The sequence below is a fragment of the Hymenobacter aquaticus genome (assembly GCF_004765605.1).
Classification (GTDB): domain Bacteria; phylum Bacteroidota; class Bacteroidia; order Cytophagales; family Hymenobacteraceae; genus Hymenobacter; species Hymenobacter aquaticus.
This window is the reverse complement of the sequence record NZ_SRLC01000001.1, coordinates 1,665,552-1,689,925: the sequence shown is the minus strand read 5'-3', so window position 1 is coordinate 1,689,925 and position 24,374 is coordinate 1,665,552. Positions and strand designations below refer to the sequence as shown.

Sequence of the window (24,374 nt, the reverse complement as noted above, 5' to 3'; positions counted from 1 at the left end):
GGTAGCTGCTTACCACGGGGCCGCCGCTGGCAACCGGCACTCAGGCCGTCACCAGGTTCTCGGCCCGCAACTCCTTTTCACCGCTCCAGCGGTAGGCCACCAGCTCGCCGCCGCGGGCCACGCTGTAGTCGAGGCAGACGGCGTGGGGGCGCAGAATCTGGGGCGTGCCGCGCAGCCAGTAGTGGCCGAAGAAGACCGGCGTTTCCTCGGCGTAGTGGTAGGCATCGGGCAGGCTGGCGGAGTCGACGGGGTGGGGGTCGAGGGCCGGAATCCGCTCCAGGTAGTAGTCGGCGTAGGTGCAGCTTTGCGGGTTGCACCACCAGCGGATGCGCATCTTGGTGCGCTCGTTCTGGTCTTTGTCGCGGAAGCTCAGGCCGGGCGGCAGCGTAATTTCCTTGCCTTTCAGGGTTTCCTCAATGGCGTGGTACTCGGGCGTGGCGCGGTCGGTGGCGCGCAGCAGCACCGCGTCGGTCAGGCAGCCGTTCACCAGCACCGAGCTCAGCAACTCAATGTGGCGCGGGTCCCAGCAGGCGTGCACCACGCGCAGCTCGCCCAGGTCCAGAAACAGGGGCAGGGTTTTAAACCACTGAACGTAGTCGTGCCACTCCTGAAACAGCTCCCGGCCGTTGAACTCCTCAAGGGTGCGCAGGTGCTGCAAGATGTTGCGCGGCATGTGGGGCCGCAGGTGGCCGCCGCGCGGGTGCTTTTCGTGAAAGCAGATGGCGTTGTACTCGTGGTTGCCCATCACGGCCCGCGCCGCCCCGCCGTCGACCATCGCCCGCACAAGCTGGAGCGTCTCCCGGATTTTCGGGCCCCGGTCCACGAAGTCGCCCACGAAGATCACCTGGCGCGAAGGGTGGCGGTACACGCCGTGTTGTTCGGTGTAATCGAGCTTGGCCAGTAGTTGGCGCAGCTCGTCGGCGTGGCCGTGAATGTCGCCGATAAGGTCGTAGTGCATAGGGTGCTTATTAGAATAGAAAGAACGTCATTCCGAATGAAGTAAGGAATCTTGCGTGCTGACGTGGTTGGGAAAAGAACGTCATTCCGAGCGAAGTCGAGGAATCTCGCGTGGCGTCGTTTGATTACTAATCATGCGTCAGCACGCGAGATTCCTCGACTTCGCTCGGAATGACGTTCTGTTGATTTGAGCAACTACTCCAACTACTTCAGCTCCGCCCGCACCTGCTCCAGAATCTGGCGCCAGTACTTGAGAAACAGCATGTGACCTTCGCCGGGCAGCATGCGCAGCGTGGCGTGGGGCAGGCGCGAGGCCAGGTACCGAATGGGGGCGGGGTGCCAGATAAAGTCGTCGGTGCCGTGCCAGATGGTGGTGGGCGCCTGAATGGCGGCCAGCGGAAAGCCGGGGCGGCGGCACAGGGCGCGGCCGTCGTAGTACACGCCCTGGCCGCGGTGGGTGAAGCCGTGCCGGGCCGCGTCGCGCAGCACGATGCGCGAGACGGGGTTGTGGGCTTCCTGCTGCTCGGCCGGGCCCAGCAGCTGCATAAACCGGTCAATCATGCGGTCCGGCTCCCGGGTCCACTGCTGGCTGAGGCGGCGGGCCAGGGGCCGGGCCAGCCAGGAGGCGTAGTCGTTGAGAAACTTGATGGTTTTCCAGCGCCGGGGCAGGGCCTGGTACGTTTCGGGCTCCCCCAGCGGCAGGCAGGTATTGAGCAGGTGCAGGGCCGCCACGCGCCCGGGGAACAGCGCCGTCTGGGCCTGGGCATACAGGCCCCCCGCCGACCAGCCCAGCAGCGTCACCGGGCCGGCAACCCGTAGCGCGTCGAGGGCAAAAAACACGTCGGCGGCAAACGACTCCAGGCTCATGGCCGCGTGCACGTCGGAGTGGCCCACGCCGGGCCGGTTGGGCGCCAGAATCTGCAGCTGCAGCTGGCTCAGCAGCTCGGCGTTGGGCGGAATGCTCAGGCCCGACGACGCGTAGCCGTGGTGAAACAGCACCGCGGGGTGGGCCGGGTCGCCGTAGCGGAGTATTTCCAAGCGGCGCTGGTCGGGCAGGGTGACGAGCGTAGACTGGGCAAACACGGCAGGCATGGGACAAGTAGGAATACAAGAAAAAACGTCTGTCATCCTGAGCTTTGCGAAGGACCTTGTAGGATAGGAACGACGAGCGTAGCAACGACTCGTTCAATCGTAATAAGGTCCTTCGCAAAGCTCAGGATGACAGACGGAGGAAAAAGCAAAAACTACTTCAGCCGCACCAGCGTGGCACCGTAGCCGAACTTTTCCTTCTGCGAGTCCTCGAAGAACTTAATGTCCTTGTTGCGGCTCAGCAGCTTGTGCAGCTCCTTGCGCAGAGTGCCGTTGCCCGAGCCGTGGATGTAGATGATTTCGTGCATGTTGGTCGCCAGGGCCCGGCTCAGCGTGTCCTCGAAGGCTTCGAGCTGCAGCTTCAGGATGGCCGTGTTGCTCAGCGGCGGCTCGGCTTTGGCAGCTTCGGCGTCCAGGGCTTCCAGGTGCAGGTCCACCTCGTGCGGGGGCGCTACCAGGGCTTTGGCCGGCTCGGGCGCGGGGGCCACGGCGGCAGGCTTGGCGGGGGCGTTGCCGCTGAGCTGCTGCTGCAGGGTTTCGGCCAGCTTCTCGGGTGCTACGGCCACCGGGGCGGCGGGCTTCTCGTCGAGCTGGAACAGGTAGGCCTCGCGCTGCAACACCGGCACGTTGGCCTGGCGGCTGGTGTAGAAGCTGTTGGCCTTGAACTGCACGCGCTTGGTGAGCAGCTCGTAGGCCGTGGTGTCGTTCAGCAGGTGGGGCAGCAGTTGCATCACCGGGGCGGGCCACTTGTCGAAGTCCTTCAGGTGCCAGTGGCCCAGGGCGGCACTCACCGATTTGGCCTTGAGCTTGTCGGCGTACAGGGCCCGGTACTGGCCGGCGGTTTCCTCGCCGTAGGTGAAGAGCACGTCCCGGTCGGTGTGGTTGATGATGTGCAACGACAGCAGTTCGGGCGACTGGTGGGTGAGGGCCAGGTACAGGCCTTTCTGCACCGGCGCGGCCTTGGGGGCGGCCGGCGCTTCGGGGCCTTCGGTTTTCTTGGCCGGGGCGGGCTGGGCCACGCCGGCGGCTTTGGCGGCCCGGGAAGCGCCGCTGGAAGCCGCTTTCTTCTCGGCCGCGGCGGCACTGGCGCTCAGGCCAAACGTTTTGGTTTCCTCGGCGGCTACCACCACTACCTCGCGGCGCAGCACGGGAATGGTGAAATCGTTATCAATGGCTACCTCGACCAGCTCATTATCGAGCAGGCGGGTAACGATGCCTTCTTCGCGGCCGGTCAGTAAGCGGACCCGGTCTCCTACGTTCATATCGGAAAGGTTAGGTGCGTGGGTGGTTAAGAATAAGGGCTGTCGGGTGGGGTGGCGGAGCCTATAGCTGCTCGGCCGCCACCCGCTAAGCAGCCAGGACGAGGCGGCAAGGTACGCAGAATTGGCCCGCAGCCCGTTGCGGGCCTCAGAGCCCGGTGCTGTATAACACGCGGCGGGCCGTAAACGTCCCTAGAAATACAGGCCGTGCAGCACCATGCCGCGCCGGGAGCTGTACTCCAGGGCCGGGGCGGGCAGGTGGAAGATACTGGCCACGTAGAACACCCTTTTCAGCAGCTTGCTGCGCGTCGGGATGCGGCGCAGGTTCACGTCCAGGCTCAGGTAGTACTGGCGGTAGGAGTGGAGGCCCAGCGCGGCGTTGGCGTCGGGGTCGTTGAACACCATTTCCTGGGCCCCGTAGCCCACGGCGGGCTGCAGCCATTTGGGCCACTTGCTCTGGGGCCGCAGCCAGGCCGCCAGGTCGGCGCACAGCCAGTAGGTTTGCCCGTTGTAGTCTTTCAAATGCTGCTCGGCCAGGGACTTGCCCAGCACGTTGGGCCGCAGCCGGGCGTAGGAAGTGGTGTGAAACGAGTACTTGGGCATGATGCGCACCTCGTTCCAGGCCAGCTGCTGCCCGATCAGAGCCGCCGAGCCCAGGAAGTTGGCCGCCAGGTCGGTGGCCGACGCGCCGTAGGCCGGGTCGCGCCCGTCGAGCAGCTCGATGGGGCTTTGCAGCAGGAAGCCCACGAAGCCGCCGTACCAAAGGGCCGTGCGGTCGGGCAGGCCGGCCCAGCGCAGCATGTCCACCGCGCCCCGGCTTTCGTGAAACGCGCCCCAGAAGTGGCCCGCCTTGTCCATCTGCCGCCACTCGGGCAGGTCGTTGAACCAGTGGAAGCGGCTGCGCGGCCCCGTGTACCAGCCCTGGCTGAGCAAGTACAGCGCCCCAGTGTAGCTCACGGCCAGGCCCCCGGCCAGCACGGGCAGGCGGCGCGCCAGCCGCCCCGAGTCGGCGGGGGCCGCCAGGCGGGCGGGCGGGGTGGCGGCCGGGGGCAGCTGCTGGGCCCGCGCCGACGGGCTGCTGAGCAATAGGCTGAGCAGCAGGGGCAGGCAGGAGCTGGCAAGGGCCGCTAACGAGCGGAAAGAAAACGTCATGCAGAAGGGGAAACCGGCCCCGGCGGCGGGGCGACAAAGCTACGAACAAATGCTGCCAACGGCCGGCGACGGGGCGCGGCCCGGGGATAATTCTGGCGGGGTTTGTTCACGTCAGGATCGTGTTTAACTTGCGTAGTATTTTCATGTTTTCACGGTTTCTGACCTTTCACCAATTCCCACAGTATCAATGAGAAAACTTCGACTGCTATTGGGGCTGATCCTGCTCCTGTTGTGCGGCGGAATTACGTCGGCGCAGGCCCAGGTCGTTACGGCCCAGCCCACCTTCTTCCGCGACACCGACCAGGTTACGCTGACCTTCGACGCCACCCAGGGCAACGGCGCGCTGGCGGGCTTCACCGGCCCGGTCTACATCTGGACCGGCGTTATCACCGACAAAAGCACTTCCAACTCCGACTGGAAGTACGTCAAGAGCCCGTCCTTCAACCAGCCCGACCCGGCCGCGCTGATGACGCGCAGCACCAACAACCCCAACCTGTACACCATCAGCTTCACGCCCCGCACCTTCTACGGCGTGGCCGCCACCGACCAGGTTAAGAAGCTGGCCATGATTTTCAAGAGCGGCGACGGCAGCGTCGTGGGCCGGGCTACCGGCGGCGGCGACATCTTCGTCGACGTAGCCCAGGGTGCTCTTTCCGTGCGCATTACCGCCCCGGTCGCGCCGGCCGGCGGCAACCCGCTGTTCGTGAATGCCAACACCCAGATCAGCGTGACGGGCACGGCTTCGGCCGCCTCCACGCTGGTGCTGACCCTGAACAAGGCCGTAGTGACCCAGCAAACCAACGCCACTACGCTTAGCGGCACCATCACGGCCACCCAGCCCGGCCGCAACGTGATTCGCCTGACGGCCACCAGCGGTGCTACCACCGTATCCGACTCGCTGATCTTCGTTATCCGGCCCGCGGTGACGGTAGCGGCCCTGCCCGCCGGCGCCAAAGACGGTATTACCTACCTGAACGGCGGCACCTCGGTTATCCTGAACCTGACGGCCCCCGGCAAGCAGTTTGCTTACGTCATCGGCGAGTTCAACAACTGGCAGCCCACCGAGGCCGGCTACATGAACAAGACGCCCGACGGCAACAACTGGTGGGTGCAGATCAACGGCCTGACCGCCGGCCGCGAGTACGCCTACCAGTACCTGGTGGATGGCACCCTGCGCGTGGCCGACCCCTACGCGGAAAAGGTGCTCGACCAAACCAACGACCCCTACATTCCGTCGGTGACCTACCCCAGCCTGAAGCCCTACCCGGTGAATCTGACCACGGGCATCGTTTCGGTGCTGCAAACCAACCAGCCGGCTTACCAGTGGCAGACCACGACTTTCGCCCGCCCGGCCCGCACCGACATGGTGGTGTATGAGCTGCACCTGCGCGACTTCCTGGCCCGCCACGACTACCAGACCCTGCGCGACACGCTGAACTACTTGCAGCGCCTGGGCATCAACACCGTGGAGCTGATGCCAATCAACGAGTTTGAGGGCAACGAAAGCTGGGGCTACAACCCCTCGTTCTACTTCGCCCCCGACAAGTACTACGGCACCAAAAACGAGCTGAAGCGCCTGATCGACGAGTGCCACCGCCGCGGTATGGCCGTGGTGCTCGACATGGTGCTGAACCACTCCTTCGGCCAGTCGCCGATGGTGCAGCTCTACTTCCAGAACGACAAGCCCGCGCCCAACAGCCCCTGGTTTAACCCCGACGCTACCCACCCCTTCAACGTGGGCTACGACTTCAACCACGAAAGCCCCTTCACCAAGTACTTCTCGAAGCGCGTGATGGAGTTCTGGCTGCGCGAATACAAGGTGGACGGCTACCGCTTCGACCTGAGCAAGGGCTTCACCCAGCGCAACAACCCCAACGACGTAAACGCCTGGGGCGCCTACGACCAGTCGCGCATCAACATCTGGAAGGACTACTACGACTACATGAAGACGGTAGACCCGAACGTGTACTGCATCCTGGAGCACTTCGCCGACAACTCGGAGGAGAAGGTATTGTCGGACTACGGCATGATGCTGTGGGGCAACCTGAACTTCAACTACAACGAGGCCACGATGGGCTACCTGGCCAAATCGGACTTCAGCTGGGGCTACTACGGCGCCCGGGGCTGGGCAAATCCGAACGTGGTGACCTACATGGAAAGCCACGACGAGGAGCGCCTGATGTTCAAGAACATCACGTACGGCAACCAGGCCAACCCCGCCTACGACGTGCGCAACCCCGCCATTGCCCTGGCCCGCAACGAAGCCGCCGCCGCCTTCTTCTTTACCGTGCCCGGCCCCAAGATGATCTGGCAGTTCGGCGAAGTCGGCTACGACATCAGCATCGACCAGAACGGCCGCGTGGGCAACAAGCCTATCCTGTGGAACTACTATCAGGAGGCCAACCGCCGCAAGCTCTACAACACCTACCGGGAGCTGATTGCCCTGAAGAAAACCCAGCCCGTGTTCAAAACCGGCACGTTCACCCAGAACCTGGCCGGGGCCACCAAGACCATTCACCTCTCGGATGCCAACCTGAAAGTGACGGTCGTGGGTAACTTCGACGTGACGGCCCAGCCGGTGAACCCCGAGTTCCAGCAAACCGGCAAGTGGTACAACTACCTGACCGGCGACAGTATCGTGGTCAGCAGCACGACGGCCCCGATGACGCTGCAGCCCGGCCAGTACGCGGTGTACACCTCGCGCCTGATCAAGAAAGCCACGGTGCTCGGCACCAAGGCCCGCGCCACCGACGCGCTCCGCCTGACGGCCGCCCCGAACCCGACCAGCAGCACGGCCCGCCTGCACTACGAGCTGACGGCCCCCGCCGCCGTGACCGTAACGGTGCAGAACCTGCTGGGCGCTACCCTGCGCACCCTCCACGCCGGAGCCAAGCAGCCCACCGGAGCCCACGAGCTGGCCGTACCGGTGCAGGACCTGGCCAACGGCATCTACCTGATTCGCCTGAGCACCGGCGAGCAGACCCAGACCACTCGCCTCGTAGTACAGCACTAAGGATAGATGGTAGTGCCTGGTGCCTAGCGCCTGGTGTTTAGTGCCGAATTAACCGGCAACAAAAAAAGGCCGATTTCCGCGAGGAAATCGGCCTTTTTCGTAACCCAATGTCAGAAGAACATTACACTTCTAAGCACTAAGCACTAAGCACTAAGCACTAAGCACTAAGCACTAAGCACTAAGCACTAAGCACTAAGCACTAAGCACTAAGCACTAAGCACTAAGCACTAAGCACTAAGCTTCCTGCTCGTGGTAGGTTACCAGGTCGTCGATGGGGGAGCGGATGATCTTGCCGACTTCCATGCCGTGCTGCCGGGCCACCTGGGTCAGGGCGTCGCGGAAGTTGTAAGCCACCGAGCCCACGCAGTTGAAGGTGTAGTCCTGGTAGTTGGGGTAGTGCAGCACGATGTTCTCGAAGAACGTCTCAAAGCCCTGCAGCACGATTTCCCGGCAGTAGCTGATGTTGTTGTGGTCGTAGGCAAACTTGCCGAAGCTGGCCAGGAAACGGTTGGGCAAGGGCTGATTGTAGAGCCGGTCCAGAATATCCTCGCGGGTGAGGTTGAACTCGGCCTTGAAAATGTCCTGCAGGCCGTCGGGCAGTAGGCCGCGCAGGTAGTCGCGCATCAGCCGCTTGCCGATAAACGAGCCGCTGCCTTCGTCGCCCAGGAAGTAGCCCAACGAGTCGACGTTGTAAATGATTTTCTCGCCGTCGTAAAGGCAGGAGTTGGTGCCCGTGCCGAGAATGGCCGCGAAGCCCGGCTTGCGGCCCAGCAGGGCGCGGGCCGCCGCCAGCAGGTCGTGGTCGACGGTGACGTTGGCGTTGGGGAAAATCTGCCGCATGGCCTGGGCAATGACGTCGGCCTTTTTCGACGACGACACGCCCGCGCCGTAGTAGTGCACCTCGCGCACCTGGTCGCGGGGCAGGGTTTCGGGCAGGTTTTTGTCGAGCGAGGCCGCAATGGCGGGCGTCTTGATGAAATCGGGGTTGTAGCCCTCAGTGTTGAAGTACACCCGGTTGCCAGTCTCGTCGAGCTGGCACCAGCTGCTCTTGGTCGAGCCGCCGTCGGCAATGAGAATCATACGGTAAGAGAAAAGGTAGTGGAGAGAGACCGAACCCGGACCACCGCCGTCCGGCCCGCTTCAGCAAAGCCGAGAAGGACGTCAGCGCGCCCGGTTGCGGCGGCCAGCCGCCCCCTGCGGGCCGGCTATTCGGTTGCGAAGCTAGCAGGTTCGCCGAAACGAACGGCACCGGAGCCCGACATTCTGCGGCTCGCCCCGCCTGAGTCGGGAAGTAAAGCGGCCGAAGCAGGCGCGGAGAGACCTGTTTTTAGCAGTGCAGAAGGGTTTTTCTGGTTCTTTAACTGGTTAATAGTGAGTAATAACTCACGGCTCTTTTATTTTATAAGTTGCGTAGTATATTTGCTATATGCCGCTCGGGAAATTCGTTTTTTTTCGCGCCTGCTTCGTGTACTTCTCTTTCACCACACCCCCAATTTCCACTTCATGAAGAAAATCTTTACCCTCGCAACCCTCGGGCTGCTCACCTCCGCTGCCGCCCAGGCTCAGGTAACGGTCGATGGTCAGCTCACGGCCGCCGAAGTAAGCGCCAGCGGCTACACCCTGGTCGGCCGCGACACGGGGCCGCGCGGCTTCGCGCCCTCGGCCACCAACGACGCCGGCCTGATTGCCATGTACGCCGCCGCCGACGCCAGCAACCTGTATTTCTTTCTGCTGGCTACCCTGCAAAACGACGGCAACCCCGCTACCATTTCCAACTCCCTACAGCTGCTGGTGGCCCGGCCTGGTGTCACCGGGGTACCGGTGGGCACGAAGTTGCCCAAACCCTCGGGCAGCAACTCCTTCCAGAATTTCAGCCCCTACCTCGACCAGATCGGCGACATGGGCATCGGCATCAAGGGCAACGGCACGGCCGCGCAATTTCAGGTTGACGGCGTAGTGTATACCGGTGGCACCACGCCCAGCGCCACTTCGGCGGTGCTGAGCGGCGCTACCGGAGTGGCCGCTAACGGCACGGTGGCCACTATTTCGGGCCAAACGGGTAACCTGGCGGTGTTCAACGGGGCGCGGGTAGCGTACCGCACGGCCGCTAACCTGAACAGCAACCCCGGCTACGGTACGGCCGGCTCGGGCGCTGTTCCTGCCTTCGGCCTCGAAATAGCCATCAGCCGCGCTTCTATTGCCCTGGCTGCCGCCGGGGGCTCGGTGCGCGTTTTCGGCCTGCAAAACAACCAGGATGGCGGCTACGTCTCCAGCGACTTTATTCCGCAGAACGCGGGGCCATTGCCCTCGTCCTTCCCCGCCGCGCCCAACCTGGGCACCGACCCCGACTTCCGCACCATTCCCGGTACGCAGTCGGCTACGGTAGTAGTGGGCAGCTCCACGGGCGTAACGGTGCTGGCCAATAAAGCCGCCGATGCCGCCGCGCTGGCGCTGGGCGTGTATCCTAACCCGGCTAAAGGTGCTACCACGGTCGTCTACAACGTCGGGAGCCGGGCCGAGCAGGTGAAGATCGTGCTGACCGACATTCTGGGCCGCCCGGTGCAGGTGTTGGCAGACGGGCTGAGCCCGGCCGGTCTGCAAAGCAAAGCCCTCAGCACCGCCAGCCTGGCCACGGGTACCTACCTGCTGCGCCTCCAGATTGGCGACAAGACCGACACCCGCAAAGTATTCGTGCAATAGTCTGCTACCACTACGAAATAAAAAAGGCGAGCCATGCGGCTCGCCTTTTTTATGGTGAAGCTATTTAGAAAGTCGAAAGCACGTCGTGCTGAGCGCAGCCGAAGCATGACGGGTTGAGTTGTTCTATCAGACTTTCTAACCGGCTTCGGTGTCTAAGCAGACTACAACCTGCCAGCAAGAAAAAAGGAGCCGCTCTACTAGAGCGGCTCCTTTTTTCTTGGCGCTAAGCGGAGGTTACCTTACTTAACGATAGTGTACTTCTTGGCGGCCAGATCGAGCGTGATGGTGTAAACACCGGCGGTAGCAACGTTGATGTTTTTGCCGTCCTGTTCCAGCGTGCCGTCGGCACCGTCGTCACCGTAGTTCACGGTCCAGGCGCGGTTGGCCCGGAATTTAAACTCACCTACGCCCATAGCGCGGGTCAGCTTGTAGGTTTTCGAGTCGCAGTCGTAGGTCATGATGGCGTCAGTATCCCAGCTGATGGCCGCTGAGCCTACTACACCCCATACGTCGGACGTTGGCGCTACGCACACTTTGTAGGGCGTGGCCGTCATCGAGACAACGGGCGAATACATCTGGCTGCTGGGCGAATAGCTGCCCTTCAACCGGATTTCAACCGGAGTAGCCACGTTGGGAGCCAGACCCAGCTGGATCAGGCTCTCATTGAGCTTTTCTACCGTGAGGCTGGTAGTGGGGCCATTGCCGGCATCCACCGAAATCGGCGCGGCGAAGTTGTTGCCCTTCTTGTCAATCTGGAAGGTGTACTTGGTGTCCAGCTTGTAAGGGTGGTCGGCATTCGACCAGGTAAACGACTTGATGGGCGACCAGGTAAACGTAACAGCATTGTCGCTGCTGTTAGCCTGCTGCAGCACCACGGCATTAGTCGAGGCCGAGAATGCCGGGGCATTGTCCGGAGTCACGGTAGCCCGGACCTCGTCTTTTTCGCATGAAGCGAGCGTAACCGTAGCCAGGGCAAATAAACCCAGAACTACTTGAGTAAACCGAGATTTCATACAACGAAAGTAAAAGTGAAGTACCAAAAAAGTAGGGGTGAAGACCGGTACGATAAGGCGCCGGTCTTCAGTGGTCCCGCTTCGATTAATAACCGTCGTTCTGCTTGAGATTGGGGTTAGCAATCCGGTCGGAAGTAGGAATGGGGAACAGCGTGCGGGTGTCGGCAACGCCCCGGCCCTCGGCTACTCCACCCTTGAAGGGCCATACGTAGGCACCGGTAGTGTACTTGCCGAAACGAATCAGGTCCGTCCGACGGTGGCCTTCCCAGTACAGTTCCCGGCCACGCTCGGCCAGAATGTCGTCCAGGGTGATAGCGCCCAGCGGCGTCGCGCCAGCACGGGCCCGGATAGCGTTGACGTAGGTCAGGGCCTGACCGGCATCGCCGCCGGTGCCACCGCGCAGCACGGCTTCAGCGTACATCAACTGCACGTCGGCCAGGCGGAAGAGCGGGAAGTCCGTGTCCACGAAGTCACCGTTGCCACCGCTGCCGTCGGGCTTCGGATACCACGAGCCCGGAGTGCCGTCCAGTTTCACGTTGCGCCACTTCGTAACGGGGTAGCCCTGAGAGAAGTCACCGAAGTTGGTGATTTCCTTCGACTGATCCTTGGTGTAGAACATGGACCGCTTGTCGGTGCTGGTAGCGCCGCCGGGGAACAGGTCAACCAGGTTCTTCTTGGCCCGCAGGCCGTACCAGCCGCCATTGATGCCGAACTGAGCGGCATCCATGGAGCCGCCCACCGAGGCGTGCACCAGGAAAGTGGTGCCGCCGTAGTTCTGGGTAAATACCCCGTCGAACACGACAGGGAAGATCATTTCGTTCTTGGCGGCGCCCTCGTGGTTGTCGGCCAGGAACAGCGACCGGTACTCCGGCGCCAGCGAGTAGCCGCCCGTGGTCAGGAGCTTCTTCGCCGCCGTGATGGCATCGGTGTAGCGGTTGGTTTTGGCGTATACTTCCGCGTTCAGGTACACCATCGTCTGCAGGGCCCAGCAGGCACCTTTGTCGGCCCGGCCGTACTGGGTGCGGGGTGCAAGCAGGCTGCCCTCGATGTCCTTGAGCTCCGAGTCAACGAAAGCAAAGATTTCGGCGCGCGACTTTTGCGGGGGCAAATCACCGATGACGGAGGCCTCCGTGGTGAACGGCACGTTGCCGTAGAGGTCCATCAGGTGGGTGTAGCTGAGGGCGCGCAGGAAACGGGCTTCGGCCCGGTACTGGCCGATGTTGGCTACTTCGCTGTTGGAAGAAATACCGCGCTCCGCGAGCTTGTCGGCAGTCGTTTGGCGCAGGAACTCGTTGCAGGCCGAAATCTGGAAGTAGAAACGCTCGTACATGCCCCGCACGAACTGATTGTCGGCGTTCCAGGTCAGCGTGTTGAAGTCCGGAATGCCGGGGTCACCCCAGGCCAGCGTGGCCTCGTCGGTGGTGATTTCCTGCAGGTTCCAGTAGTTACGGACGTAGTTGGAGTAGTCGGCGTTGATTTTCACCAGGTCGCCACGCTCCGTGCTCGAGCCTACCTGACCCTGACCGGCTACGGCCAGACCGGAGTACAGGCGGGCCAGCACCTGGAAAATCTGGGCGGGGTCGCTGTAGATAACGTCGGCGCTGGCACGGTAGCTGGGCTTCTGGTCCAGGTCTTTGGTGCAGGATACGCTGGTGAACAGCGAGGCAGCGAGAGCGAAAGTGCCCAGACTACGGGTAAATGAAGTATTCATGGGGAATTTGAGGTAAGGGTTAGAAGCCGAAATTCAGCCCAACAGTGTAGGTGCGCGGACGTGGGTAAACCGTGTTGTCGATGCCATTGTCGATTTCCGGATCCAGGCCTTTATACTTCGTAATCAGGAATGCATTCTGAACAGCAAACGACAGGCTCAAGTTCGAATTCTGCTTCACCAGGCTGCCGAAATCGTAGCCCACGGTGATGTTCTGCATGCGCAGGAACGAGCCGTTCTCCACGTAGTAGTCCGACAGGATCTGGTTGGCCGAAGAAGTGCCGAAACCCGTCTCCAGTACTTCCGTCGTCGAGTTGCGGTTAAAGCCGCTGGTAGGTACGTAGAGCGAGCGGGAGCGGATGTTGTTGTACACGTAGTTACCTACGTTGGCCCGCATCGTGAAAGCCAGGCTGGCTTTGCCGTAGCTCATGTTCGAGCCGAAGCCCAGCACGGCCTGCGGACGGGGCGACTTGTAGCGGTAACGGTCGGCCAGGGTAATCTGCCCGTCGCCGTTGCGGTCCACGAACACGCCTTCGATTGGCTTGCCATCAGCGCCGTAGGCCTGCTGGTACACGTAGAACGACTGGGCCTGGTAGCCCACCGAGTTCACCTGGATGTCGCCGTTGCCGACGTTGTCGAAGTTGTTGATGCCACCGGTCAGGAAGTCTACCGACTGCACGTCGTCGCTGGCGGTCAGCTTGGTGAGCTTGTTGCGGTTGAATGTAGCGTTGGCGTTCACCGACAGGTTAAACTTGTCGCTCTTCACGGCGTCCACGTTGGCGGTTACTTCCAGACCTTTGTTGGTCAGCGAGCCTACGTTCAGGGTACCACCGTTGGAAGGGTAGGAGCCGGCGGCTACCAGTACTTCGTTGAGCAGGTCTTTGGTGTCGCGCTGGTAGATGTCAACCGAGCCGTACAGACGGCCATCGAAGAAGCCGTAGTCGATACCGGCGTTGTAGGTCGTGGTGGTTTCCCACTTCAGGTTCGGGTTGTAGAAGTCGCCGCGCAGCGTGCGGTACGGCACCCCGTTGATGATGTACTGGGCCGAGGTAACGCCCAGCGTCGAGAAGGGCAGGTAGCCGTAGTAGTTGCCGCCCAAGTCCTGCTGGCCGGTCTGGCCGATACCCACGCGCAGTTTCAGGTCGGAGAAGGCCTTCGAGTTTTTCAGGAATTCTTCACCCTTGATGCGCCAGGCCACGGCTGCCGAGGGGAAGTAGCCCCACCGGTTTTCCTTGCTGAAGCGCGACGAGCCGTCGGCCCGCACGGTGGCGGTCAGCAGGTACTTGTCGTTGATGTTCAGGTTGGCCCGGGTAAAGTACGAGAGCAGGTTGTACTGGTCCGTGTACTGGTTTTTCTTGTCGTAGGTCTGCTCGGCCGTCTGGTACACCGTACCGTTGGCGCGCAGGTCGTCGAAGAAGTAGTTCTTGTTCTGGAATTCCTGCCACGAGTAGCCACCCAGGATGTCAAACTTGGCCGAGCCGAAGTCGCGCTTGTACTTCAGCAACGCTTCGAGCAGCTGGTTGTTCAGATCCTGGCGGTATTGCTGGCTCAGGCCCCCGCGGTTGAACTGCGAACCGGCCGTAATGGGCACGTTGGTGGTGCCTTTGCCGCGCTGGATGTCGTAGCCCAGGTTCAGGTTGGCGCTCAGGCCGCTCAGGAAGGGCAGCTTGTAGTCGAATTGGGCGTTGCCGATGCTGCGGCGCACGGTGCTCAGGTCGCTGCGCTGCTTGATGGAGCTCACCGGGTTGCGGGGGGCCAGGGTGTTGAGGTTGCCGGCGGCGTCCACAAACTCGAAGTAGCCACCGTAGCGGGTGAAGCGCGGGTCGTTGGAGGTAATGGGCTGGGTCGGGTCGAAGAAAACGGCCGAGTTCACCGCGCCCTGGTCCGAGAAGTTGTTCTCAATCTGGGTGCCCTTGATGTTGATGTCAACGCGCAGGTTGTCGTTGAGCAGCAGCGGCGAAACGCCAACCGAGCCCGAGTAGCGCTTCAGGGTGTTTTCCAGCAGCAGGCCCTGCTGGCCCAGGTAGCCGGCCGATACGCGGAACGGTACTTTACCGGCCGAGCCCAACAGGCTGACGTTGTTGTCGGTGGTGTAGGCCGTGCGGTAGATTTCGCGCTGCCAGTCGGTGTTCTGCGTGCCGAGGGCAGCCTTTTGGGCGGCCGTGCCTTTCTGGTTTACCAGGGCCCGGAACTGGTCGCCGTTCAGCACGGGTACGTAGTCGGCGGGGGTAGCAATGGAGAACTGGGTGTTGACGTTCACGCGCAGGGCCTCACCCTGCAAGCCGCGCTTGGTCGTGACGATGATAACGCCGTTGGAGCCACGCGAGCCGTAGATGGCCGTCGACGAGGCATCTTTCAGCACGGTCACGCTCTCGATATCATTGGGGTTGATCAGCGACAGGGGGTTGCTGGCGCCTTTCAGCGTGCTGTTATCCACGGGTACGCCGTCAATTACGATCAGCGGATCGTTGGAAGCATTCAGCGAGGAACCGCCCCGAATGCGGATTTCCGACTTGGCGCCGGGGGCACCGCCGGTGGTAATCTGCAGACCGGCTACTTTGCCCTGCACCAGCTGTTCGGGGTTCGTTACCTGGCCCTTCACAAACTGCTTTTCGGAAATCTGCTCGACCGAACCAGTCACGTCCTGCCGGCGCTGGGTGCCGTAGGCTACTACCACGGCCTCGCTGAGCAACGTGGTGTTTTCGGTCAGGGAGATGTCACCCAGGGCCGTCGTCTGGCCGGCGGTGATGGTCACGGGAACCCGCTTGGCGTTGTAGCCCACGAAGGAGCTAACCACCGTGTGCGGCCCGGCCGGCACGTTCTGAATCAGGTAGGTGCCGTCCGAGTTCGTCGAGCTGCCCAGCGTGGTTCCTTCAATCAGAACCGTTGCACCAGGTACCCCTTGGCTTTTCTCGTCCAGTACGCGGCCACTCACGGCGCCGGTTTGGGCGAATGCGCCGGTGAAGCCGGCACAAACGAAGAGTAGCAGAAACAGTAGTTTCGCTAGGTAAGTGTGTTTCATTGAGAATGGGTTAGGAGAGGGAATTTTTTAGCTGGCCGGGCCAGTGGTAGGATGTTGCCGCGCCGGGAAGAGCCTGGAAACGATACCATGTCTGTAAACACGATTTCGTCCGGTTTTGTCTCGGTACAACATCATCTTTCTCGTTAATAAACTACGCAAGATAAAGTTTTGAAAACCACAAATACAAGGCAGGATAATTCCGTCTCGGAAATAGTTTTCAGACTATTTTCAGTGCAAAGGTTTGCACAAGCCCCAATTGTGCCGTTATGCCCCCTGAAGGGGTGCTGAGACGCGTAAATAATTCGGATTCATTTTCAGGAGTGAGTGTGAAAACACCCTTCCCGGTAAGTGCGCAGTCACCAACTACCCGCTGCGCCGCCTATTTTGTAAAATCAATTGTCTTGCTTTTGTCCTATATTCGAAACCCTGAAAAGACGTAAATTACGACCCGGGGAACAGCCCAGGTTCCGCCCGGCGGCCGACGAATGCGGAATACAATTTAGCAGGCTGAAAATTTTGCGCTGCCGGGTGGTTCTCGTATTCGCAAGGCTATGAAGATCTTAAGCCCGCCGGAAAACTGTCTGGGCCGGCTCGGGCAGGGTTTTCGGCCTCAACTCTGATACTTTAGGGAATGAAACAACTCTTTGCTTTCCTGCTGCTGTTCGTCGTGGGCACTGCCCGGGCCCAGGTAACGTTCAAGCTGACGGGCGTGCCCGCCAACACGCCGGCGGCGGCCACGCTCTACATGGCGGGCTCCTTCAACGGCTGGAACCCGGGTAGCCCGGCCCACGCCCTGCTGCGGAACGCGGACGGCAGCTACCAAATCACGCTGCCAGCCCAAAGCGGCACGATAGAATATAAGTTTACCCGCGGCTCCTGGGCCTCCGTGGAAACCAACGCAGCCAACGGGGCGGTGCCCAACCGCAGCTACACCTTCCCGGCGGGGCCGGCCGTGGTTACGCACACGGTACTGAACTGGGAAGACCTGGCCGGGGGCGGCGGCTGCCAGTCCTCGGCCCTGAGTTCCAACGTGCGCGTGATGACCACCAGCTTCGCTATGCCGCAGCTGGGGCGCACCCGGCGGGTGTGGCTGTATCTGCCTAACGACTACGCCACCAACCCCGCCAAGCGCTACCCCGTGCTGTACATGCACGACGGCCAGAACGTATTCGACAACTGCACCAGCTTCTCGGGCGAGTGGGGCGTAGATGAAACCCTGAGCCAATTGCAGCAGGCGGGCCAGGACGTGAGCGGCAGCATCGTGGTGGCCGTGGACAACGACGGCACCCAGCGGCTAAACGAATACTCACCCTGGAACAACCCCGCGTATGGCGGCGGGCAGGGCGACCAGTACGCCGATTTTCTGGTCCAGACGCTGAAGCCTTATATTGATGCCAACTACCGCACGCTCACGGGCCGCGAGTACACGGGCATTGCCGGCTCCAGCATGGGCGCCCTGATTTCGGTGTACGCCGCCCTGAAATATCCCGGCGTGTACAGCAAGGTGGGCGTGTTTTCGCCGGCCTTCTGGTTTGCCGAGCAGTCCCTGTTTCAGTACGTGCAGCAGCACCCGGCCCACCCCGACACGCGCTTTTACCTCGTGAGCGGCACCCAGGAAAGCCAGACGATGGTGCCGCTGATGCAGCAGATGCGCGACGCGCTACAGGGTGGGGGAGTGCCGGCCGCTAACCTGCGCTATACCACCCGCGCCGACGGTCAGCATGCCGAGTGGTTCTGGAAGCGCGAGTTTGGGGCGGCCTACCAGTGGCTGATGGCGCCCGGCAGCGTGACGGCCGCCCGCGGGCCGCAGGTGGCCCTGGCTTTCAGTGCCTACCCCATGCCGGCTAAAGACGCGCTGACTATCCAGCTGCCGGCCACGGTGAAAGAAGCCCGGCTGGAAATACTCGACACGACGGGCCGGGTGGTGCTGAAAAGCAAAGTGAAAGCCGGGCAGCCCGTCAATCTGAGTCAGTTGGCCAAGGGTCACTACCTGCTCCGGCTCAGCGCGGGGCCCCAAACCGGCAGTCAGGCTTTAATAAAGGAGTAGAAGTCGTAAGAAACCGGGCGCTTTTCTGGGAATTTGCCAGTGGCGGCGGATGCCGTCTGCAAATTCACTAAGAAAAAGTGAAAAACTGTTGGGAAAAACCAAAACCCATTTATATTTGCAGCATTAGAGCCCGAAAAAAGGAAAGAAGTACCCCCGTCATGATGACCTGTCAAGTACAAGCAACTCAGCAAGCATGGTGGTGGCCTTTCCGGAACTCTGGACGGGAAACCCTGTGCGTGCGGTAAGGTCATTCACCTTGCATCAATCATAAAGGAAAGCCCGGCCACTAGCCGGGCTTTTTATTTTAGCTCGATATCTAGTGCCGCTATTTCCTATCACTTTATCTGTAACCCGCCCGCTGTTCGTGGGCAAAGCGAATGAAGCAAGTTCATCTCAAAACCCGCCATGTCCGGCTGCTAGCTGACACGGTGACACCCGTGGGCCTGTATCTGCGCCTGCGCGACCAATACACCAACTGCCTGCTGCTGGAAAGCGCCGACTACCACGGCCAGCAAAACGCCTTCAGCTACCTGGCCTTCGAGCCCCTGGCCCGCTTCGAGGTCAGCCGCGGCGAGCTGCGCCAGACGCTGGTGGATGGCTCCGTAACGACCGAAACCCTGGCTCAGCCCCGCCTGGCGCTAACCCGCCTGCAGGAGTTTGCCGACTCGTTTCGGGCTGAGGAAACCGGCTTCGACTTTATCACCGGCGGCTTGTTTGGCTACATTGGCTACGAGGGCGTGCAGTACTTCGAAGACCTGACGCTGAACGCGGAAAAGGAAGCCGCCGGCCAGATTCCGGACATTATCTACGGCACCTACCGCTACGTCATTGCCATCAACCACTTCCGCAATGAGCTGTTCGTGTTCGAGCACTCTCCCTCGGATGAGCCCACCGACCACGACGGCCTCACGCGGCTGGTAAACCTGATTCGCAACCCCAGCCTGCCGGAGTTTGGCTTCGGGCTGGTGGGCCAGGAGCAAACCAACCAGACCGACGAGGAGTTTCTGACCGCGCTGGCGGCCGGACAGCAGCACTGCCGCCGCGGCGACGTATTCCAGATTGTCTTGTCCCGGCGTTTTCAGCAGGGTTTTGTGGGCGACGAGTTCAACGTGTACCGCGCGCTGCGGTCGGTGAACCCGTCGCCCTACTTGTTTTACTTCGACTACGGCAACTTCAAGATTTTCGGCTCCTCGCCCGAAACGCAGCTGCTGATCAAAGGGCGGCAGGCCAGCCTGTTTCCCATTGCCGGCACCTTCCGCCGCACCGGCCACGATGCCCAGGACGCCGAGCTGGCCCAGAAGCTGGCCGCCGACCCCAAGGAAAACGCCGAGCACGTGATGTTGGTGGATTTGGCCCGCAACGACCTGGCCCGCCACGGCGACGAGGTGAAAGTGAAGGTGTTCCGCGAAATCCAGTTTTACTCCCACGTGATTCACCTCGTGAGCGAAGTAAACGCCCTGCTGGCTCCCAACGCGGCTTCGTTGCAGGTAGTAGCTGATACGTTCCCGGCCGGCACGCTCTCGGGCGCGCCCAAGCACCGGGCCATGCAGCTCATCGACCAGCTCGAACCCACCGGCCGGGGCTACTACGGCGGCTGCCTGGGCCACCTGGGCTTCAACGGCGACTTCAACCACGCCATCATGATTCGCTCGTTTCTGAGCACCGGCAACCAGCTGTATTTCCAGGCGGGGGCCGGGGTGGTAGCCGCTTCCGACATCAACTCGGAGCTGAACGAGGTGCACCACAAGCTGGCCGCGCTGCGCAAAGCCCTGGAAGCCGCCGAGGCCGTGGGCGAGAAGCTGACGGCCGCTGTGTAGAGCGGCAGGGCATACAAATCAGAAAAGAACGTCATGTTGAACATTCTGCTTGAAGCGCAGGATGTTCGACATGATCTACCCCAACAGCCATGAAAATTCTCGTTCTCGATAACTACGACTCCTTTACCTACAACCTCGTGCAGCTGCTGCGTGAGCTAGGCTACGGCGCCACTACCGACGTCATTCGCAACGACAAGATTGCCCTGGATGACATTGAAAAGTACGACGCCATTATGCTTTCCCCCGGCCCGGGCGTGCCGTCGGAGGCGGGGCTGATGCCGGAAGTTATCCGGCGCTACGCCCCTACCAAGCGCATGCTGGGCGTGTGCCTGGGCCACCAGGGCATTGCCGAAGCCTTCGGGGGGGAGCTGTATAACCTGCCGGCCGTGCTCCACGGCATTGCCACCGACGCCGACATCGTGACCGGCAACGACCGGCTGTTCAACGGGCTGCCCACGCGGTTTAAGGTGGGCCGCTACCACTCCTGGGTGGTGACGCCCGAGGGATTTCCGGAGGAGCTGGAAGTAACGGCCCGCGACGCCAACGGGCAGATTCTGGCCCTGCGCCACCGCACCTACGACGTGCGCGGCGTGCAGTTTCACCCCGAATCCATCCTGACCGAGCACGGGCACCAGATGCTGCGAAACTGGCTGGAAGGGTAAGATTCCGTCGGCGGGGCTTGGCTCCGCACCCGTTTTCACCAGCCCGTCCGTTTTCCTCCTTTCGCAATTCCTTCTCCTTGAAACAGTTTCTCACCACCCTCTTCGACCAGCAAACCCTGACCCGCGACGAAGCCCACGAGGCCCTGTCGCAGCTGGGGCAGGGCGCGGCCAACCCGGCCGAAACCGCCGCCTTCATGACCGTGTACCGCATGCGGCCCATCACGGTGCCCGAGCTGGCCGGCTTCCGCGACGCCCTGCTCGACCTGTGCCGCGACCCGCAGCTGGGCACCCGCGACGTGCTCGACATCGTGGGCACCGGCGGCGACGGCAAAGATACTTTCAACATCTCCACGCTGGCTTGCTTCGTGGTGGCCGGGGCGGGCTACAAGGTGGCCAAGCACGGCAACATCGGCGTGTCGTCCATTTGTGGGTCGTCCAACATCCTGTCCCACTTCGGCTACGACTTCGAGGCTTCGTCCGACACGCTGCGCCGGCAGCTCGACGAGGCCGGCATCTGCTTTCTGCACGCCCCGGCGTTTCACCCGGCCATGCGCCACGCCGCCCCGGTGCGCAAGGAGCTGGGCGTGCGCACCTTCTTCAACATCCTCGGTCCGCTGGTAAACCCGGCCCGGCCCAAGGCCCAGCTGGCGGGCGTGTTCAGCCTGGAGCTGCTGCGCCTCTATAACTACCTGTTTCAGCAAACCACCACCAGCTACACCGTGGTGCACGCCCTGGATGGCTACGACGAGCTTTCCCTGACCGGAGCCGCCAAAACCAGTTCGTTTCGGGGGGAGCAGTTTTTCACGGCCGAAGATCTGGGCCTGACTACCTACGCCCCCGAGGAGCTGGCCGGCGGCAGCACCGTCGCCGAGTCGGCCGCGCTGTTTCGCGGGGTGCTGGAGGGCCGGGCCACGGCCGCGCAGCGCGACGTGGTGACGGCCAACGCGGCGCTGGGCATTCAGTGCGTGGTGCCGACGCTCACCTTTGCCGAAGCCCTGGCCCAGGCGCGGGAGTCGCTCGACTCGGGCCGGGCCGGCCGGGCTTTCAACAAGCTTCTTACTACCTGATGTTTCGTGTTTTTCAATTACTAGTGGTCAGTCTTTTACGCCTCGGCTGACATCAATTCTGTTACTTTTTTCACTTCCTAACGGTTCCAGTAGGGGCCACCTCCGATTCACTTTTATGACAACCACTTCCACAATGACCACCATCCTGGACAAAATCGTGGCGCACAAGCGCCGTGAAGTAGCCGAGCGCCAGAGCCTGGTGCCCGCCAAGCTGCTTGAGCGCAGCCTGTACTTCAACAGCCAGCCTTTGTCGCTGCGCAAATACCTGCAGCGCGACGACCTGAGCGGCATCATTGCCGAGTTCAAGCGCAAGTCGCCCTCCAAAGGCTGGATCAACCAGCACGCGCCGGTGGAGCGCACCACGCTGGGCTACATGCAGGCCGGCGCCTCGGCCCTGTCGGTGCTGACCGACGCCGAGTTTTTTGCCGGTAAAAACGAGGACCTGATTGTTGCCCGCCGCTTTAACTACTGCCCGATTCTGCGCAAGGATTTCGTAGTGGACGAGTACCAGATTCTGGAAGCCAAGAGCATCGGGGCCGACGCCATTCTGCTGATTGCCGCCGTGCTGACGCCCGAAGAGGTGCTGCGCTTTGGCCAGCTGGCCCGCTCGCTCGGCCTGGAAGTGCTGCTGGAAGTGCACGACGGCGAGGAGCTGGCCCGCACCCTGCACCCCGACGCGGTGAACCTGGTGGGTGTAAACAACCGCAACCTGCACGACTTCAGCGTGAGCCTCGACACTTCCAAGGAGCTGGCCGAGCAGATTCCGGCCGAGTTCGTGAAAGTGACGGAAAGCGGCCTGACGTCGGCGGCGGCCATCACCGAGCTGCGGGCTTTCGGCTACCGGGGTTTCCTGATCGGGGAAGCCTTCATGCGCAGCAGCCGCCCCGAAAAAGCCTGCTACGCGCTGGTGCAGGAGCTGCACGCCACCGAGCCCATCACGCTGATTTAATCGGGTTTACCGCCTTGCCAGCCATGAACTTTTCCGCCGCCCCCCTGCGAATCAAGGTGTGCGGGATGCGGCAGCCGGAAAACATTGCGGCCGTCGGGGCGCTGGAACCGGATTTCCTGGGCTTTATCTTCTACCCGAAGTCGAAGCGGCAGGTGCCCGCCACGCTTACCGAGCTGCCGGCGCTGCCGGCCGGCTGCCGCACGGTGGGCGTGTTCGTGGATGAGTCGACGGCGAATATCCGGGCGAAAGTAGCGCAGCTGGGCCTGGATCTGGTGCAGCTGCACGGCCACGAAACCCCGGCCCAGTGCGCTGAGCTGCAAGCGGCGGGCATTCCGGTTATCAAAGCGTTTTCGGTGGATGCCGCCTTCGATTTCGCCGCGCTGCTGCCCTACGTGCCCAGCTGCTCCTTCTTTCTGTTTGACACGAAAGGGGAGCAGCCCGGCGGCAACGGCACGGCCTTCGACTGGAATATTCTGCGCGGCTACACCCTGCCGGTGCCCTACTTTCTGGCCGGCGGCCTGGATCTGGAGCACGCGCCGGCCTTGCGGGAGCTGAACCTGCCGGGCCTGTACGCCGTGGATCTGAACAGCCGGTTTGAAACCCAGCCCGGCCTGAAAGACGCCGCCCGCCTGGCGCCCATGCTCCGGCAGCTCCGCACCTGATTTCTCTTCTTTCTTACGCATCCTCGCGGCAGAACCTGCTGCGCAACCCCTGCAAACCCAACATGAATACGACCTTTCAACCCAATGCCCGCGGCTACTACGGCGAATTTGGGGGAGCTTTCATTCCGGAAATGCTCTACCCCAACGTGGAGGAGCTGCGCGAGCAGTACGTGCAGATCATGGCCGACCCCGGCTACCAGCAGGAGCTGCAGCAGCTGCTGCGCGACTACGTGGGCCGGCCCACGCCGCTGTTCGAAGCCAAACGGCTGTCGGCGCGCTACAACACCCGCATTTTCCTCAAGCGCGAAGACCTGTGCCACACCGGCGCCCACAAAGTCAACAACACCGTCGGTCAGATTCTGCTGGCCCGGCGGCTGGGCAAAACGCGCATCATTGCCGAAACCGGCGCCGGCCAGCACGGCGTGGCCACGGCCACCGTCTGCGCGCTGATGGGCATGGAGTGCATCGTGTACATGGGCAAAACCGACACCGAGCGGCAGCGGCCCAACGTGGAGCGCATGCGCCTGCTCGGGGCCAAGGTGGTGGCCGTAACCAGCGGCAGCCAGACCCTGAAAGATGCCACCAACGAGGCCATCCGCGACTGGATCAGCAACCCCGTGGACACGCACTACATCATCGGCTCGGTGGTGGGCCCGCACCCGTACCCCGACTTGGTGGCGCGGCTGCAGTCGGTTATCAGCGAGGAAATGCGCAAGCAGCTGCTGGAGAAAGTCGGCACTGAGCTGCCCGACTACGTGGTAGCCTGCGTGGGCGGCGGCTCCAACGCGGCCGGCGCGTTCTACCACTTCCTCGACGAGCCCTCGGTGCAGCTGGTAGCCGTGGAAGCCGCCGGCCACGGCATTCACTCCGGGCACTCGGCCGCCACCTCGGTGCTGGGTACGCCGGGCATCATTCACGGCAGCCGCACGCTGCTGATGCAGGACGAGCACGGGCAGATTACGGAGCCGTATTCGTTGTCGGCCGGCCTCGACTACCCCGGCATCGGGCCGCTGCATGCCCACCTGGGCGCTTCGGGCCGGGCCCGGTTCATCAGCATCGAAGACGACGAGGCGCTGCGGGCCGTGGCCGAGCTGAGCCGCCTGGAAGGCATTATTCCGGCCCTCGAAACGGCCCACGCCCTGGCCGCGCTGGGGCAGCTGGGTGCCGCCCCCTACGACGTAGTAGTGGTAAACCTCTCCGGCCGCGGCGACAAAGACCTGGAAACTTACATGAAGTACGCCGACCAGCTTAAGTAAC

The 24,374-nt window shown here is 62.2% G+C and carries 17 protein-coding genes; 9 read left to right on the top strand and 8 right to left on the bottom strand.

Features of this window, described 5'->3' with window-relative positions:
• Positions 1-40 precede the first annotated feature (40 nt).
• The 4 genes from E5K00_RS06945 to E5K00_RS06930 all read right to left on the bottom strand — a co-directional run bounded on the left by E5K00_RS06945 (position 41) and on the right by E5K00_RS06930 (position 4,457).
• Positions 41-958, bottom strand: coding sequence for a metallophosphoesterase (locus E5K00_RS06945; RefSeq protein ID WP_135462511.1), 918 nt, complete (start codon positions 956-958; stop codon positions 41-43).
• A 203-nt stretch (positions 959-1,161) separates the two neighbouring features.
• On the bottom strand, positions 1,162-2,049 hold the full coding sequence (locus E5K00_RS06940; RefSeq protein ID WP_167856778.1) for an alpha/beta hydrolase: 888 nt from the start codon (positions 2,047-2,049) through the stop codon (positions 1,162-1,164).
• 152 nt (positions 2,050-2,201) lie between these two features.
• A complete protein-coding gene (locus E5K00_RS06935) occupies positions 2,202-3,308 on the bottom strand; it encodes a Smr/MutS family protein (RefSeq protein ID WP_135462509.1) in 1,107 nt (368 codons plus the stop codon).
• 189 nt (positions 3,309-3,497) lie between these two features.
• Positions 3,498-4,457, bottom strand: coding sequence for a DUF2279 domain-containing protein (locus E5K00_RS06930; protein WP_135462508.1), 960 nt, complete (start codon positions 4,455-4,457; stop codon positions 3,498-3,500).
• A 187-nt stretch (positions 4,458-4,644) separates the two neighbouring features.
• Between E5K00_RS06930 and E5K00_RS06925 the strand changes: the two genes are divergently transcribed.
• Positions 4,645-7,470 (top strand): DUF4961 domain-containing protein, encoded by a 2,826-nt coding sequence (locus tag E5K00_RS06925; RefSeq protein WP_135462507.1) that lies wholly within the window; start codon positions 4,645-4,647, stop codon positions 7,468-7,470.
• Positions 7,471-7,704: 234 nt separating this feature from the next.
• On the opposite strand, the gene E5K00_RS06920 is transcribed toward E5K00_RS06925, so the two are convergent.
• Positions 7,705-8,550 carry an N-acetylglucosamine kinase gene (locus E5K00_RS06920; protein WP_135462506.1) on the bottom strand — a complete coding sequence of 282 codons (846 nt, stop codon included), beginning with the start codon at positions 8,548-8,550 and terminating at the stop codon, positions 7,705-7,707.
• 423 nt (positions 8,551-8,973) lie between these two features.
• Between E5K00_RS06920 and E5K00_RS06915 the strand changes: the two genes are divergently transcribed.
• Positions 8,974-10,170, top strand: a complete 1,197-nt coding sequence (locus E5K00_RS06915) for a T9SS type A sorting domain-containing protein (protein WP_135462505.1) — start codon at positions 8,974-8,976, stop codon at positions 10,168-10,170.
• A 239-nt stretch (positions 10,171-10,409) separates the two neighbouring features.
• Here the strand turns inward: E5K00_RS06915 and E5K00_RS06910 are convergent, their stop codons facing one another.
• From E5K00_RS06910 to E5K00_RS06900, 3 genes are all read right to left on the bottom strand, one after another.
• Positions 10,410-11,183: a SusE domain-containing protein gene (locus tag E5K00_RS06910; protein ID WP_135462504.1), complete on the bottom strand. Its 774-nt coding sequence runs from the start codon at positions 11,181-11,183 to the stop codon at positions 10,410-10,412.
• An 85-nt stretch (positions 11,184-11,268) separates the two neighbouring features.
• Complete coding sequence (locus E5K00_RS06905; protein WP_135462503.1) at positions 11,269-12,894, bottom strand: RagB/SusD family nutrient uptake outer membrane protein; 1,626 nt, start codon at positions 12,892-12,894, stop codon at positions 11,269-11,271.
• A gap of 19 nt (positions 12,895-12,913) precedes the next feature.
• The gene (locus E5K00_RS06900; RefSeq protein WP_135462502.1) at positions 12,914-15,913 is read right to left on the bottom strand and encodes a SusC/RagA family TonB-linked outer membrane protein; all 3,000 of its coding nucleotides are present in this window, start codon (positions 15,911-15,913) and stop codon (positions 12,914-12,916) included.
• Between the two features lie 631 nt (positions 15,914-16,544).
• Between E5K00_RS06900 and E5K00_RS06895 the strand changes: the two genes are divergently transcribed.
• From E5K00_RS06895 to trpB, 7 genes are all read left to right on the top strand, one after another.
• A complete protein-coding gene (locus E5K00_RS06895; RefSeq protein ID WP_135462501.1) occupies positions 16,545-17,960 on the top strand; it encodes an alpha/beta hydrolase-fold protein in 1,416 nt (471 codons plus the stop codon).
• 377 nt (positions 17,961-18,337) lie between these two features.
• Positions 18,338-19,777 carry an anthranilate synthase component I family protein gene (locus E5K00_RS06890; RefSeq protein ID WP_135462500.1) on the top strand — a complete coding sequence of 480 codons (1,440 nt, stop codon included), beginning with the start codon at positions 18,338-18,340 and terminating at the stop codon, positions 19,775-19,777.
• 89 nt (positions 19,778-19,866) lie between these two features.
• The gene (locus tag E5K00_RS06885; protein ID WP_135462499.1) at positions 19,867-20,439 is read left to right on the top strand and encodes an anthranilate synthase component II; all 573 of its coding nucleotides are present in this window, start codon (positions 19,867-19,869) and stop codon (positions 20,437-20,439) included.
• A 77-nt stretch (positions 20,440-20,516) separates the two neighbouring features.
• On the top strand, positions 20,517-21,506 hold the full coding sequence (gene trpD, locus E5K00_RS06880) for an anthranilate phosphoribosyltransferase (RefSeq protein ID WP_135462498.1): 990 nt from the start codon (positions 20,517-20,519) through the stop codon (positions 21,504-21,506).
• 133 nt (positions 21,507-21,639) lie between these two features.
• A complete protein-coding gene (gene trpC, locus E5K00_RS06875) occupies positions 21,640-22,455 on the top strand; it encodes an indole-3-glycerol phosphate synthase TrpC (protein WP_135463691.1) in 816 nt (271 codons plus the stop codon).
• 23 nt (positions 22,456-22,478) lie between these two features.
• Complete coding sequence (locus tag E5K00_RS06870) at positions 22,479-23,117, top strand: phosphoribosylanthranilate isomerase (protein WP_245328227.1); 639 nt, start codon at positions 22,479-22,481, stop codon at positions 23,115-23,117.
• Between the two features lie 62 nt (positions 23,118-23,179).
• Positions 23,180-24,373 (top strand): tryptophan synthase subunit beta, encoded by a 1,194-nt coding sequence (trpB, locus tag E5K00_RS06865; RefSeq protein ID WP_135462497.1) that lies wholly within the window; start codon positions 23,180-23,182, stop codon positions 24,371-24,373.
• The last annotated feature ends 1 nt before the right edge of the window (position 24,374 follow it).